This is a genomic window from Streptomyces sp. NPDC001292 (genome assembly GCF_042896465.1).
GTDB lineage: Bacteria > Actinomycetota > Actinomycetes > Streptomycetales > Streptomycetaceae > Streptomyces.
This window is the reverse complement of sequence record NZ_JBIAXG010000023.1, coordinates 59,654-74,457: the sequence shown is the minus strand read 5'-3', so window position 1 is coordinate 74,457 and position 14,804 is coordinate 59,654. Positions and strand designations below refer to the sequence as shown.

At 66.4% G+C, this 14,804-nt stretch carries 8 protein-coding genes and 2 pseudogenes; 8 read left to right on the top strand and 2 right to left on the bottom strand.

Annotated elements, in window-relative coordinates:
• Nucleotides 1-488: 488 nt before the first annotated feature.
• From ACFY4A_RS23525 to ACFY4A_RS23510, 4 genes and pseudogenes are all read left to right on the top strand, one after another.
• Entirely contained in the window at nt 489-1,703 is a 1,215-nt protein-coding gene (locus ACFY4A_RS23525) for an acetyl-CoA C-acetyltransferase (protein ID WP_390831312.1), read from the top strand.
• 31 nt (nt 1,704-1,734) lie between these two features.
• Nucleotides 1,735-3,897: a 3-hydroxyacyl-CoA dehydrogenase NAD-binding domain-containing protein gene (locus tag ACFY4A_RS23520; protein WP_390831311.1), complete on the top strand. Its 2,163-nt coding sequence runs from the start codon at nt 1,735-1,737 to the stop codon at nt 3,895-3,897.
• Between the two features lie 75 nt (nt 3,898-3,972).
• A pseudogene (locus tag ACFY4A_RS23515) lies at nt 3,973-5,111 on the top strand (CaiB/BaiF CoA transferase family protein).
• A gap of 166 nt (nt 5,112-5,277) precedes the next feature.
• The gene (locus tag ACFY4A_RS23510; protein ID WP_390831310.1) at nt 5,278-5,442 is read left to right on the top strand and encodes a hypothetical protein; all 165 of its coding nucleotides are present in this window, start codon (nt 5,278-5,280) and stop codon (nt 5,440-5,442) included.
• Between the two features lie 54 nt (nt 5,443-5,496).
• Here ACFY4A_RS23510 and ACFY4A_RS23505 read toward each other — a convergent pair whose 3' ends face one another.
• Entirely contained in the window at nt 5,497-6,012 is a 516-nt protein-coding gene (locus ACFY4A_RS23505; protein ID WP_390831309.1) for an Lrp/AsnC family transcriptional regulator, read from the bottom strand.
• A 183-nt stretch (nt 6,013-6,195) separates the two neighbouring features.
• On the opposite strand from ACFY4A_RS23505, the gene ACFY4A_RS23500 reads away from it, so the two are divergent.
• The gene (locus tag ACFY4A_RS23500; RefSeq protein ID WP_390831308.1) at nt 6,196-8,523 is read left to right on the top strand and encodes a pyruvate dehydrogenase; all 2,328 of its coding nucleotides are present in this window, start codon (nt 6,196-6,198) and stop codon (nt 8,521-8,523) included.
• A gap of 443 nt (nt 8,524-8,966) precedes the next feature.
• Nucleotides 8,967-9,065, top strand: a pseudogene (locus ACFY4A_RS23495) (transposase domain-containing protein); the annotation flags it as partial.
• A 648-nt stretch (nt 9,066-9,713) separates the two neighbouring features.
• Here the strand turns inward: ACFY4A_RS23495 and ACFY4A_RS23490 are convergent.
• Complete coding sequence (locus tag ACFY4A_RS23490; protein WP_390831307.1) at nt 9,714-10,511, bottom strand: GntR family transcriptional regulator; 798 nt, start codon at nt 10,509-10,511, stop codon at nt 9,714-9,716.
• 444 nt (nt 10,512-10,955) lie between these two features.
• On the opposite strand from ACFY4A_RS23490, the gene ACFY4A_RS23485 reads away from it, so the two are divergent.
• Together ACFY4A_RS23485 and ACFY4A_RS23480 are read left to right on the top strand one after the other, a co-directional pair.
• Nucleotides 10,956-13,394, top strand: a complete 2,439-nt coding sequence (locus ACFY4A_RS23485) for a CaiB/BaiF CoA transferase family protein (RefSeq protein WP_390831306.1) — start codon at nt 10,956-10,958, stop codon at nt 13,392-13,394.
• Between the two features lie 260 nt (nt 13,395-13,654).
• A complete protein-coding gene (locus tag ACFY4A_RS23480) occupies nt 13,655-13,897 on the top strand; it encodes a winged helix-turn-helix domain-containing protein (protein ID WP_390831354.1) in 243 nt (80 codons plus the stop codon).
• Nucleotides 13,898-14,804: the final 907 nt, after the last annotated feature.

The following is a 14,804-nucleotide window of genomic DNA, read 5'->3' as shown; positions in this document are numbered from 1 at the left end:
TGAAGCGGCATAGTGCCCTAGCAGCCAGCGAGATGGCGGGGCGTCAGTCCGAGAGAACTTGGGCGGGAATCTTCTCCTCGATGAAGTCCCCCTGGCCGCCGGGTGCTGAGCAGGGAGTGCCGGGCGGCACGGTCAGCCACGCGGCGCGCGTGGGCCAGGACCGTGATCAACTCGATTCCGTCCGCCATACGCAGTGACTCCATGAGGCGGAGTAAGTCATGCTGGGACAAGGCCATCGCGTCACCTCTCACGTCAAGGAACAACCCCACCTGGTGAGTTGCGCGAACTGCCTCATGACCAGGAGCTGTCCCGAGATCCCTGCTACACCGCACGGCGGGACGCCATCGTGGCGCGCGGTACCTGTCGTCGACCGGTGCTCGACAAGTCGGTCGCGATCAAAGCAACACCACGGTGATCCATCGACTTCTGCACCAAGACGCTCATCTGCGGCTCGCTGTGAGCGGCACAGGCCAGAAAGGAATTTGTGTGTGACTGTCGAGGCGTTTATCTACGATGCGATCCGCACACCCCGGGGCCGGGGCAAGGAGAGCGGTTCGCTGCATGGCACGAAGCCGGTTTCGCTTCTCGTCGGGCTCATCGATGAGCTGCGCAAGCGAAATCCAGGTCTCGATCCGGCCGGGGTCGAGGACATCGTCCTCGGTGTCGTCAGTCCGATCGGTGAGCAGGGCGGGTGCATCGCACGGACGGCGGCGCTGGCCGCCGGCCTGCCGAACACCGTCGCCGGATTCCAGCTCAACCGTTTCTGCGCCTCCGGGCTGGAGGCGGTCAATGTCGCTGCCCAGAAGGTTCGGTCAGGTTTCGAGCAACTGGTGATCGGCGGTGGCGTCGAATCAATGTCGCGGGTGCCGATGGGCTCCGACGGTGGCGCAATGATGAACGATCCGGCCACGGCCTATGACACGTACTTCGTCTCCCAGGGCACCGGTGCGGACCTCATCGCCACCATCGACGGGTTCTCCCGTGAGGACGTGGACGCCTACGCGGTCCGCTCCCAGGAACGCGCGGCGAAGGCCTGGGAGGGTGGGTACTTCGGAAGCTCTGTGGTTCCCGTCGTGGACCAGAACGGGGTCACGGTGCTCGACCGCGACGAGCACATGCGGCCCGGCTCCACCATCGAGAGCCTGAGTCAGCTGCGCCCCTCTTTCGCAGCCCTCGGGGAGGCCGGCGGGTTCGATGCCGTGGCGCTGCAGAAGTACCACTGGGTCGAGAAGATCGAACACGTCCACACCGCCGGCAACTCGTCGGGCATCGTGGACGGCGCGGCGCTGGTACTGATCGGCAGCGAGCGTGCAGGCAGGGACTTCGGCCTCGTACCGCGCGCCAGAGTGGTGGCGACCGCCACGTCAGGTGCCGACAACACGATCATGCTGACCGGGCCAACCCCGGCCACCGAAAAGCTGCTGGCCCAAACTGATCTGACCGTCGACGACATCGACCTGTTCGAGATCAACGAGGCTTTCGCGTCGGTGGCGCTGAAGTACCAGAAGGACTTCGCCATCCCCGACGAGAAGCTAAACGTCAACGGCGGCGCCATCGCCATGGGACATCCGCTCGGAGCGACCGGTGCGATGATCCTCGGCACCATGGTCGACGAGCTCGAACGGCGCGACGCCCGCCGCGCGATCGTGACGCTGTGCATCGGCGGCGGAATGGGTGTGGCGACCCTTATCGAACGAGCCTGATTCCCAGTCGGAAAAGGAAGAACTCCAGACAATGAGTGAGAGCACGATTCGCTGGGAGTCCAGTGCCGACGGCATCGTTGTGCTGACCATGGACGACCCCGCCCAGTCCGCAAACACCATGAACGCCCGTCACGTGGCGTCGATGCGAGCCGCCATCGATCGCCTCGAAGCCGAGAAGGGCTCGATCACAGGCGTGATCATCACCTCCGCGAAGAAGACCTTCTTCGCCGGTGGGGACCTCAACCACCTGCTGGCGACCACGAAGGAGAACGCGGCGGAGCTCTTCGCCAGCACCCAAGGGATCAAGGCGGATCTCCGCCGGCTGGAGACCCTCGGCAGACCCGTGGTCGCGGCGATCAACGGCGCGGCGCTCGGGGGAGGCCTCGAGATCGCCCTCGCGACCCACCACCGCATCGCCCTTGCGGGACGAAGCACTCAGATCGGGCTCCCCGAGGTGGGCCTCGGCCTGCTGCCAGGCGGTGGCGGCGTGGTGCGCACGGTCCGGCTCCTGGGTGTTCACAAGGCCCTGACGGAGGTGTTGCTGCAGGGCCAGCGGATGGGCCCCGCGAAGGCACTGGAGTTGGGCCTCATCGACGAGGTCGTCGGGAGCCCGGAGGACCTGCTCGACGCCGCTCGCAAGTGGATCCTCGTCAACCCCGACGCCGTACAGCCCTGGGACCTCAAGGGGTACCGCATACCCGGTGGTACTCCAGCGAACGCGAGCTTCGCGGCGAACCTTCCGCTCCTGACGTCCAATCTTCGCAAGCAGGTCAAGGGCGCCAACCTGCCAGCGCCGCGCGCCATCGTGGCTGTAGCGATCGAGGGCAGCCAGGTCGGCTTCGACACCGCCTCGACCATCGAGACGCGCTACCTCACCGAGCTCGCCACCGGACAGGTCGCGAAGAACATGATCAAGGCATTCTTCTTCGACATGAATCACATCAAGTCCGGCGGATCGCGCCCGGCGGGCTACCCCAAGCACACGGTCCGCAAGGTGGCGGTCCTCGGCGCGGGCATGATGGGCGCGGGCATCGCGTACGTCTGCGCCAAGGGCGGCATCGAGGTGGTACTCAAGGACGTCACAATCGACGCGGCGAACCGGGGTAAGGGCTACTCGGTCAAGCTCGTCGAAAAGGCCGTCTCCCGTGGCACGATGCCCCGCAAGAAGGCGGACGAGCTCCTGGCCCGGATCCACCCGACCGAGGTCTTCGACGACGCGTCGGGCGCGGACTTGGTCATCGAGGCCGTGTTCGAGGACCCGGCGGTCAAGCAGAAGGTGTTCGGCGAGATCGAACCGGTAGTGGCCTCCGACGCAGTGCTGGGTACGAACACCTCGACCCTGCCGATCAGCGGGCTCGCGGCCAGTGTGAGCAGGCCCGAAGACTTCATCGGCATGCACTTCTTCTCACCGGTGGAGAAGATGACTCTTCTGGAGATCATCGTCGGGGAGAAGACCAGCGACGCCACCTTGGCGAAAACCATCGATCTGGCGCAGCTGATCAGCAAGACACCGATCGTGGTCAACGATCGCCGCGGCTTCTTCACCAGCCGGGTCATCATGAGGTTCGTCGCCGAAGCGCTCGCCATGGTCGGCGAGGGGTTGAGCCCGGTGTCCGTCGAGCAGGCCGGGCTGCAGGCCGGCTACCCGGTAGCTCCCCTCCAGCTCCAGGACGAGCTGACGCTGACGCTGGCGCGCAAGGTGCGGGAAGAGACCAAGGCCGCCGAGCTCGCCGCCGGCAACGCCTGGTTCGACAACGGTTCCGAGGCCGTCGTCGACCGGATGATCGACGAGTTCGACCGGAAGGGACGCTCCTCGGGGGCGGGCTTCTACGCCTACGAGGACGGGAGGCGGGCAGGACTGTGGCCCGGGCTGCGGGAGCACTTCCGCGAGCCCGGCTACCAAATCCCTTTTGAGGACATGAAGGAGCGCATGCTCTTCTCCGAAGCGATCGAAACGGTGAAGTGCTTCGACGATGGCGTGCTGTGTTCCGTCCCCGACGCCAACATCGGCTCGATCCTGGGCATCGGCTTCCCGGCCTGGACCGGCGGCGTCATCCAGTACATCAACGGCTACGAGCGCGGCCTCGCAGGATTTGTCGCACGAGCCCAGGAACTCGCGGCCAAGTACGGGCCGCAGTTCAAACCTCCGGCCAGCCTGATCGCGAAGGCCGAGGCCGGCGAGATCTTCGAATAGTCCCAGTTCTCCCGTCGCGGTGGCCGGGGGGGTGGAGCCGTGCCACCGCGACGACTCCAACGGAAGGAGAGACCCATGACGGGCCCCGTTGAAGGCGTGCGGGTGGTCGACTTGGCGGGACTCGGGCCGGGGCCGTTCTGCGGGACGCTGCTGGCCGACCTGGGCGCCGATGTGGTTCGTGTCGACAGGCCCGGGGGTGGCCCTGGTGACGGCGTCGCGCCTGGCGCACGACCTGCTCAACCGGGGTAAGCGGGCAGTCGTCGTCGACCCGCGCCCGGAGCGCGGACTGGAGACTGTCCTGCGGCTCGTGGAGCACGCCGACGTGCTGATCGAGGGGTTCCGACCGGGCGTGACCGAGCGGCTGAGCCTCGGACCGCAGGAATGCCCCTCGCCCGCCATCCGAAGCTTGTGTACGGGCGGATGACAGGGTGGGGAGAGACCAGACCACTGGCCCCCACCGCCGGGCACGACATCACCTACATCCCGATCACCGGTGCGCTGGCCCTCATCGGTCGACCGAACGGGCCGCCGCAGGTCCCGCTCAATCTTCTGGGCGACTTCGCAGGTGGCTCGCTGTACCTGGTCGTGGGCCTGCTTGCCGCTCTGCACGAGGCAGCGCGTCCGGTCGCGACCAGGTCGTCGACGCCGAGGCCGTGGACGGCAAGGGCCACCTCGCCACCATGATCTACGGGATGAGAGGCGCGGGCGCCTGGCAACCTCAACGAGACACGAACCTGCTCGACACCTGGGTGCCGTTCTACAACGGGTACGAGACGTCCCACGGCGGGTACATGGCGGTCAGCCCGATCGAGGCGAAGTTCTACGCCGAGTTCGTCCGGCTTCTCGGCCTCGACCCGGACGCGCTGCCCGCGCAGACGGATTCGCAGCACTGCAACACATTGCACGCCGAGATTGCCAATACCTTCGCTCAGCGTACGCGGGAGGAGTGGACCGTTGTGTTCGACGGAACCGATGCCTGCGTCGCGCCCGTGCTCTGCCTGGCCGAAGCGCCCGATCACCCGCACCTGGCAGAGCGCGAGACCCTCCTGATCCAGGACGTAGGTGCAGCGGGCCCCTGCTTTGCGTTCTCGCGCACCCCCGGCGGTGCTGGGACTTCAGCAATTCGGGGAACGCACACGCAAGCGGCCCTGTCCGACTGGGGTGTCGACGACGTAGACGATCTGATCAAGCAGGGTGCCGCGATCCAGGCCTGAGCGAGGGCCAAGCACATGCGTTGGGCCACACGAAACAGGTGAACGACATGCCCAAGTGCATCATGACCGAGGCCGAATTCGGTCAGACGCGGGTCACGCGCCATAAGGCCTGCCGGTAGGACGCCGGTGACGATCAGCCTGGCTGGGAAAGGGGCTTCACCAGAGCATGCGCCAGGTGACCAGCGCGGGCCCTGTCCGCTCAGCTTGCTACGCGTCCATTCCGCAGGGCACCCGCGAGCGCCGTGAAGAGGTACGGATGCTGGCCGCCGATCTCGCCAGGGAGGCCCGTTGCTGCGCGGTGAGGCTGCTGAGGGGGCGCGCCCCGCTGTAGGCCTCTCAGGGCCCATCCCCCGGCCCCGCGACCGGCCCGGCTCGGAGTGCTCGCTCAGATGCTCGACTGGAGGTCGGGTTCGTTCGGGTCGGCGATTCGGCAGAGTAGAGGGGTGATGCGATAGTCGACGAGTTCGCGCATGACCAGGGCGGTGTTGGTGCGCTCGACCCCGGGGATGGCCAGGATCTGGCCGGCGATGCGATAGAGGTCGTCGGCGTCGGCGGCGACGACGTGCACGAGCAGATCGATCGGCCCGCTGACGCCATGCACCTGGAGTACCTCGGGGATCGCGGCCAAGGCCGTGGCGACGTCGTCCAGCCTGCGCTGGGTGACTTGGGTCGTGACGTAGGCGGTCAGCGTATACCCGAGGGCCTTGGGGTCGATCCGGCGATCGAACGAGACCAGTCCGCGGTCCTGTTCGAGTCTGGCCAGCCTGGTCTGCACGGTGTTGCGGGACAGCCTGGCGTGCTCCGCCAGGGCGATGGTGGTGGCCCGGGGATGGTCGATCAGAGCGAGGAGCAGGCGGGCGTCGGTCGGGCTGATCCGGTCATGGTTTTGCACAATGCTCACTTCCGAAGGGGTGCACTGATGCTTGAAGTGCATTCTGCTCAATTTCTTACGCTGTGATTGTGCATTTAATGCCATCGTGATGCTATGAGCGGCAACCAGTGCACACATGGAGTGCACGTCTGTCACCTCGCCGAGGTCCGGGCAGAGAAGGCCCACTCTGTACCGCCGCCGAAGGAATCACAGATGACCAGTACCGCGCCCACCCCGCTGCAGCCCGAAGCCGGCTCCCTCGATGTCCTACGGGATATCGAGGATCGCGTGTTGTGGTTGTCGACCGCGATGATCCATCACGCGAACCAGGTGCGGCCGAATCCGTCCGGCCTGAAGGTAGGGGGACACCAAGCCTCGTCCGCGTCGATGGTGTCGATCATGACGTCGTTGTGGTTCTGGCATCTCAAACCCGAGGACCGCGTCGCGGTGAAGCCGCACGCCTCACCGGTGTTGCACGCGATCAACTATCTGCTGGGCGAATTGGACGAGGCGTACCTGCCGAGGTTGCGGGCATTCGGCGGGCTCCAGAGCTACCCGAGCCGGTCCAAAGACCCCGACCCGGTGGACTACTCGACCGGGTCGGTGGGGATCGGTGCCACCGCCCCGATCTGGGGTGCCCTGGCCCGCCGCTTCGTGGAGCACACCACCGGCGGCGCTGGCACCGGCCGGCAGTACTCGCTGCTCGGTGACGCCGAACTGGACGAGGGCGCGGTATGGGAGGCGATCCTCGACCCGGGCATCGCCGAACTCGGCGAGATCGTGTGGATCGTCGATCTGAACCGCCAATCGCTGGACCGGGTGGTGCCCGACATCGCCGCTGATCGCCTGCAAGGGATGTTCGCTGCAGCCGGCTGGCAGGTGCTCACCCTGAAGTACGGCCGACTACTGGAGGAGTTGTTCGGCCGCCCCGGCGGGAACGCTCTGCGCACCCGCATCGACAGGATGCCCAACCCCGAATACCAGCGCCTGCTGCGCTGCACCGCCGACCAATTGCGGCAACGGCTGCCCGGTCAGGGACCGCTGCGCGAGCCGATCAGCGCACTGGTGGCCAGCCTGGACGACTCGACCCTGCTGGCGGCCATCGGCGACCTCGGCGGCCACGACCTGCGCGCGCTCGATCAGGCGTTCGCCTCCATCGACGACACCCGGCCAACAGTGATCTTCGCGTACACGGTGAAGGGCTACGGCCTGCCCTCACGCGGCCATCCACAGAACCACTCCTCGCTGCTGACTACCGAACAGATGCAGGAGCTGGCCGACAGGCTGGGCACGGACCTTGAACATCCATGGAATCGGTTCGCCACCGGTAGCTCCGCTGAACGAGCATGCGCGGACAGGTCCCAGTGGCTGCGCCGCCCGGACCTGTCGCCGCAGCCGCCGCCTGAGCTACCGACCGACCTCGGCCGCACCCCGGCCGGAACCGCGACGACTCAGGCGGCGCTGGGCCGGGTGCTGATGGACCTGACCCGTCAGGCGCCCCAGGCGGCCCGGCGGGTGGTGACGGTCAGCCCGGACGTCAGCTCCAGCACCAATCTGGGCGGCTGGGTCAACAAGGTCGGGGTCTGGTCTGCCCGCGAGCGGGTGGACTGGTTCGCCGACGACGCCGAGACGATCCTGCACTGGCGGGAAAAGCCCACTGGCCAGCACATCGAGCTCGGCATCGCCGAGACCAATCTGGTCGGCCTGCTCGGCGAGCTCGGGGCCACGTGGAGCCGGTGGGGACAGCCGCTGCTGCCGATCGGCGTGATGTATGACCCGTTCGTCGAACGCGCCCTGGAACCATGGTCGTTCGGCATCTACGCCGGCGGCCAGTCGATCCTGGTCGGCACCCCCTCCGGAGTGACCCTCGCACCTGAGGGCGGCGCACACCAATCGATCACCACCCCCTCCATCGGCATCGAACAACCTGGCTGCATCAGCTACGAACCCGCCTTCGCGATCGACCTCGAATGGACACTGCTCGCCAGCCTCGCCCGCCTCGGCAAACCGGGCGGAAGCTCGGCCTACCTAAGGTTGTCCACCCGGCCTGTCGACCAGACCTTCGCCGCGGTACCGACCGACCCGGCGGCCAGGGAGCGCCGCAGGCGGCAGGTCGTCGCCGGAGCTTACCCACTGCGGCGCGCCGAGCACGCCAAGGTCACCATCGCCGTGATGGGCGCGCTGATACCCGAGGCGCTCGCCGCGGCCGAACGGCTGGCGCAGGCGGACATCGAGACCGACGTCGTGTGCGTGACCAGCCCCGGCCTGCTCTTCACAGCACTGCAAGCGAGGCAAGGCCGACAGGAGGGCCCGAGCTGGATCCTCGACCAGGCCTTCCCCCCTTCGCGGGCCACGCCGCTGGTCACCGTCCTGGACGGTCACCCGCACGCTCTGGCGTTCCTGGGTAACATCAACCAGACGCCCACCACCTCACTCGGCGTTACCCGGTTCGGCCAATCCGGAACCATCGACGACGTCTACCACCACCACGGCATCGACACCGACAGCATCATCCGCGCCACCCTCGACCTCCTGGAATAGGCATGCCGAGGACGGCGCGGTCATATCGGTATCAACGCCAGTGCGTTAGGGCTTGCAGATCAATAACACGCTGATTCCGGTTCTGGGAGCCGTGGTTGTGACAGCACGGTGTGGACCTGCGTAAACCGCGATGTCGCCCATACTCCGTGGCACCGTGCTCGCCCTCCTGCCCAACCGACCCATGCAGGTCGGCGGCCCGCATACCACATTTGAGGGGTCTGCAAGCGGAACCGGCGTGTTGTTTCGAGACGCGCCCTTAAGGATGTGTGCACCTGTCAAGAGGGCGGGAAATCTGGTAGTTCGCAGGTGTCAAAGTCTTTGCGAGTGTCCCGGAGGTCCCGTTGCCGCAGAATTGTGTCAGCGTCAGTCCGGCGCGACAGCCCTGGACGTGTACGCGCCTGGCCATCTGGGCGAGTTGACCGAGATCATCGGCCCCCGAGTCGGTCGACGCGGTCCTGGCGGGCACCGGTGTCCGCCAGCAGCGGCTGCTCCCGGCGCGCGTCGTGGTGTACTTCGTGCTGGCCCTCGCCTTCTTCGAGCGCTCCTCCTACAGGCGGTATGGGCCAAGCTCACGGCGGGACTGGGCAGCGTGCCCGTGGCCCACCCGTGCGACTCGTCGCTGGCCCATGCCCGGCGCCGGCTGGGAAGCGGACCGTTGCGCCACCTGTTCTCGATCCTGGCCGGACCAGTGGCCGACCACCGCCAGTCCTGCGCCTTCTGCCAGGGCCTGCGCCTGGTTGCCGTGGACGTTACGTGGTGCTGGCACTGCTCGTGGTTCCCCTTCGAGCCAGGATCATATGTCCGGCTTCAGGGACTCCACGAAACCGGGGTCAACTCACTGCATCCGGTCCGCAGTCACTTGCCGGCACGCTCCGACAACGTCCAGCCGTTCTTCTTCGGCAGCTCCGCCAGCAGCCCCTCGATGAACTGCGCAAACACCGCCTGCGGCTCTGGCCGGTTGAACAAGTACCCCCAACAAACCGGCCAACGCGACCAGTTCGGCATCCCACCCGGCTATCGGCACAGCCGTCACACCAGCATCATGCCCGGTCAACGACGCCGGGCGGACGCCGCCACAAGATCTCCGGTTCTACCACGAGGATCAGTACTTCGCACTCACAAGCAGCGACAGACGACTTGGGCAGGTCGGTTTTCAGTCAGCTGCTCGTTTGCGCCTGCGTCCACGGCCCTTAGGAGGGCGAGACGACGTTGAAGCGATGGAAGAGGCTGAACCGATCTGCCGGATAGACCTCGTCGGTAAGCTCTAGCAACCCGATCTTCTCGGCGTAGAAGCGGTGGATCACTCGCAGGCCGGGCTCGCCAGGTTCGCACCCCAGCCGACGGGCTATCGCAGGCGGAATGAGTATCGCTGACGAGGTCTGATCTATGTGGGACAGCGCCAGACCGTAACTGGCGCAGATCGGAGCGAACAAGGCGATTGAGGACGGGCCGTGCAACGAGTCGACGATCTCGCTGTACGGATGCCTGATATACACGGTCGTGAACGCGATGGGCCGGCGCTGGACCTGCCGCGGCGCAAACCCGGCCAGGCGACCACCTGTGGCCCGCTCCCAGTGCAGGCCGGACGCGGAGCGATACATCTCCGGATCGCTGATGTCCAGCTCAGTAGCCGTCTTGGCCGACATACCCCGCTTGTTCGGGCGGTAGTCGACGATGTTCTCGACGGCATACTGCCGTGTCTCCTCCTCCGACCCGAGCGACAGGGTGTATCCGCGCAGTTCCGCTGCGATTACCTTGCGCACCGCACCTCGCTGGCGTGAAACGAGACCTTCGAGTTCGACGAGCCGAAACGCCTCACGCACGGTCGTGCGGCTGACGCCGTACATCTCACACAACTCGTTCTCGGACGGCAATTCGTCCCCGACGCGAAGCTGGCCGCTCTCGATCGCACTGATCAGAGCCGCGGCTATCTGCCGATACCGCGGGATGTTCTCGTTCCAGGGCGACTGCCAGTCGTCGGACGACAAGGGCCGGCCGACCTTTCGGCCTTTCCGGCCCACCTCAGCGGAATCGTTCCCTGCTCGGGCACGGTCACCAGGCGATGAAGGCATTGCCTCAGTATGCCGCAGCGCGGACCCATTTCGGCTCACGGCAGAGAGTGCCGGGGCCAACGAAAGGAACCCGCGCCGAGCAGCGGAAGCGTCCGGCGGGTCGTGCCTGGAGTGCATACATGAACCTCCGTCGTTGCATCGCAGGTAGCAGGACGCCGGTCGGTCTTGACCGTACCGGGCGACCATGCAACATTAACACTTGTCATTACATGGCTGAGTGGGCCATTGAGACATCTCGCCGACGAGAATGACGCACTACAGCCGTGATCCCGGCGGCCTGCACGTCCCGCATCGACATTGGAGCGGGCACCTAAGTCGTCTGACTGGTAGTGACAAGTCACGTGGACGAATCGCGTCTCCATGGAAGGTGGCCTGATGAGCATGCCGTCTGTCGGAGCCCTACCGCTCCACGGTGTACGTGTGCTGGAGATGGTGGACAAGGCAGAGATGTGCGGCCGGTACCTTGCCGACCTCGGCGCGACGGTCATCAAGCTCGAACCGCCGGAGGGTTCGCCGTCTCGCCGTATGGGGCCGTTCCACGACGGGGTGAGCATCTCGTTCGCGGTCCGGAATGCCAACAAACAGGGTCTAACACTCGACCTGGCGGATACCACCGACCGTGGCCGATTCGAGGCGATGCTGGACACGGTTGACCTCTGGATCGAATCGACCGCGCCGGGCTCGCTGGCCTCCGTGGGCCTCTCCATCGCCGGGCTTCGCGCGCGCCACCCGCGGCTCGTTGTGCTCTCGGTAACCGACTTCGGCCAGACCGGGCCCTACCGCGATTGGGTCGGGAGCCCATGGGTGCACACGGCGATGTCCGGATGTCTGAGCCGGTCGAGGATCGGCGACCAGTACCCCCTCATGCCACCCGCCGCTCTGCCGGCCGAGGCGGCGGCCGTCCAGGCCTCATTCGCGGCGCTCGTCGGGCTGTGGAACGCCATGGAGACGGGAATGGGCGACCATATCGACTTCTCGCTCCTGGAAGCGACCGGGCAGATCCTCGATCCCGCCATGGGTATGGCCGGCACTGCGTCGGCCGGGGCCGATGTGGGCGCTGCCGCGGCAACGTCAGCCCGCCAGCGTCCAGTGCTGGACATGTATCCGGTCTTCGAGTGCAGTGACGGATTCGTGCGGGTGGTGCTGCTCAGTCCGCGGCAGTGGCGGGCGATGCGCTCTTGGCTCGGCGATCCGGAAGACCTGATGGACGACGCTCTGGATGCGATCTTCACACGATTCAAGCGGGTCGACGAGATCCGGCAGCACATCAGCCTGCTGTTCAAAGGCAAGTCGACGGCAGAACTCGTTCAGGAGGGCCAGTCCCGCGGCGTGCCCTGCGCACCGGTGCTCACTCTGGGGGAGGTCATCGCGGCCGAGCATTACGTCCAAAGGCAGGCGATAGCGCGGTGTGAAATTTTCACGGGACTGGACGCGAAAATCCCGACCGGGTTCGTCGAGTTCAACGGGCGTCGCCTCGGGATCCGGATGCGTACGCCCGACGTCGGTGAGCACAACGCATCACTCCTGGCGGAACTGACGGATGGCCGAGCGACAGGGGCGCCCGTTGCCACCACGGGCGCGGGCGGCCGCCGACCACTCAGTGGAATCCGGGTGCTCGACCTCGGCGTCATCGTGTACGGAGCCGAGATCGGACGGCTCTTCGCGGACCTCGGTGCCGACGTCATCAAGGTCGAGAATCGCGCCTACCCCGATGGGGCACGGGTTGCCCGGGGCGGGATGATGAATGCGAACTTCGCGTCGGGACATCGGGGCAAGCGCAGCATCGGGCTCAACCTGCGCAGCGACCGCGGAAAGGCACTGTTCACGGCACTCGTTGCCGAGTCGGACCTCGTCCTGTCCAACTTCAAGCCGGGAACGCTCGAGGCGCTTGGGCTCGGCTACGACACCTTGGCCCAGGTCAATCCCGGCATCGTGATGGTCACGAGCAGCGCGATGGGAAGCACAGGCCCCTGGGCGCGCTGGATGGGCTACGGCCCGCTGGTCCGATGCGCGTCCGGGCTGTCCAGCCTGTGGCGGTACCCCGAAGGTCCCTCGGCGTTCGCCGACGGCAGCACCGTGTATCCGGACCACTACGCCGCCCGTGTCATGGCTGCGGCCGGACTGGCTGCACTCATCGCACGGCGCCGTACAGGTCTAGGGGCGCACGTAGAAGGGGCACAGGCTGAGGCGATCCTCGTGCAGCTTTCCGAATTGGTCGCGCTCGAGAGCCTGCAGCCCGGCGCGGTCAGCGCGAAGGGGAACTACAGCGACGAAGGTGCCCCCTGGGGCGTCTACCCATGCGCGGGCAGCGACGAGTGGTGCGTCATCACCGTGCGCAGCGACGAGGAGTGGGCACGTTTCTGCGACGTGACCGGGCTGGCCGACCTGGGCGATGAACCGGCATTGCGTACGACGGCGGGGCGCCTGCGAAACCGGGAGCGAATAGACGCCCGTGTCGGCACTTGGACATCGAATCTTGACCCACGAGCCGTCCAACACCTCCTGCAGGCGGCCGCGATCCCTGCCGGAGCCATGGCGAGGGTGACGGAACTGGAGGACGACCCCCATCTGTCCGCGCGCGAATACCTGAAGAAGCTCCGGCAGCCAGGGTTCGGACCTCTCACTGTTCAGAACGCACCGTTCTTCTCCGAACGCATGGACCCGCCGCGGCAGGTGCCGGCGCCCGAGTTCGGCGAACACACCCGCGAAGTCCTGACCGAGGTGCTCGGCCTTGCTCCCGACGAGGTTCAACGGCTCATCGAAGAAGGTGCCGCGGAGGAGGGGACAGAGCGCCGCTGATAGCTGTTGTGACAGACTGACCGTGCAGGTATGACGGTTCAGGTCGTGATCTCGGCCGACTCGCGCTCCCCGTAGACGTCCTACCGACCTTCCCGTTGAGTTGTCGGGGGTGATATCGCTAAATCCCTGCGGTACACCGTGGCCATGACATGGTCTCACTCCGCAGGGTCGGGCCGCGCGGGAGGGGGTGCGCATGCTGGCCGCCGACGGCTTTCCGCAAGGCGAGAAGAACACGCTGATCGCGAAAGAACTTCGGGTCACTGTCCGGTCCGTGGAGCGGTGGCGCAGCTCCTGGTGCGAGAGAGGACGACAGGAACTGCGTCCTTCGTGGAACGGCCGAGCGGCCCAAGGCCGACGACCGTGACTTCGCCGTCCTCGAGCCACTGCTGCTGGAAAGCGCGACGGCTCTGGGCTGGGCGGATGAACGGTGGACGCTCTCGCGCGTGCAGCTGCTGATCGCGGACCAGTTGGGGGTAACCCTGTCGATCCGCGGAGTCTGGTAGTTGATGCGGCGACACGACTGGCCCTGACAGCAGCCTGCCCGGCGGCCGGCCGAGCGGGATGTGGCGGTGGATGTGGGGGGAAGGGGACCTGGCCGCGCGCAAAGCCACCACGGCGGCGTTCGGGGCGGCATGGCTGGTCTTCGAGGATGGTGCCGCTGTCTCGATGACGTCGCACCGCGCACGCACCTGCTCACCGAGAGGCGGCACACCTGTCGTGCAGTTCAACAGAGCCTCCCCAAGGCCGCGTCACGATGGCCGCCCTGTCCTGCTTCAAGGCAGGCGAACGCAGCCGGCTCATCTACCGTCCCCGCATCCAGAGCCACCATCGAGGTGCTCACCGAGGGTTCACCTGGCAGCCGTCCGAAGCGGCATGTGCCGCTGCCAACGCCAGCCACACCTCGTCGACGGATGCCTCGCCGACACCGGACTCAATTACCTCGACAACTCAACGGGGAAGCGTCAGTAGGGACAGTTGGAGTCGAGGGCCCTCGGCGCGCTCTCCTGGCGTGTTTCGAGGTATTGCCACATTGCTTGCGGCCCCTGGACATGTCGGGACAGGTTAGCTCGGGTAGAACCGAGCGGGAGCCGGCGGTCATCTACTTGACAGCACATGACGTCTACATAAAGCTATCAGTGCCAGTTAAGGGTGTTCAGAACGACCCGACGCCCGTATGGGGGCCAACGACATGACCGACAGGTATGCACCGGTCGCACCCGGGTCAATCACGGCGGCGCCTCGCCGGGCGGCACGGCCGTACTCCTGCAACGGATCCGTCCTGCCCGGGTGCAAGTCGCCTGCAACGTCGGCGTCATGGTCCTGCAGCGGACGGCCGATGGGCGACAGAGCCGACTGCCAGTGGCTGCAGCCGGGCGGCAGGCTGAACGCGCTTTCCGCGCGTCGCGACTG

Bases quoted from the DNA above. Each gene is read 5' to 3' on its own strand.
- ACFY4A_RS23500 (WP_390831308.1), top strand. From the start codon at position 6,196: ATGACCAGTACCGCGCCCACCCCGCTGCAGCCCGAAGCCGGCTCCCTC.
- ACFY4A_RS23485 (WP_390831306.1), top strand. From the start codon at position 10,956: ATGGAAGGTGGCCTGATGAGCATGCCGTCTGTCGGAGCCCTACCGCTC.
- ACFY4A_RS23510 (WP_390831310.1), top strand. From the start codon at position 5,278: ATGCGCCAGGTGACCAGCGCGGGCCCTGTCCGCTCAGCTTGCTACGCG.
- ACFY4A_RS23520 (WP_390831311.1), top strand. From the start codon at position 1,735: ATGAGTGAGAGCACGATTCGCTGGGAGTCCAGTGCCGACGGCATCGTT.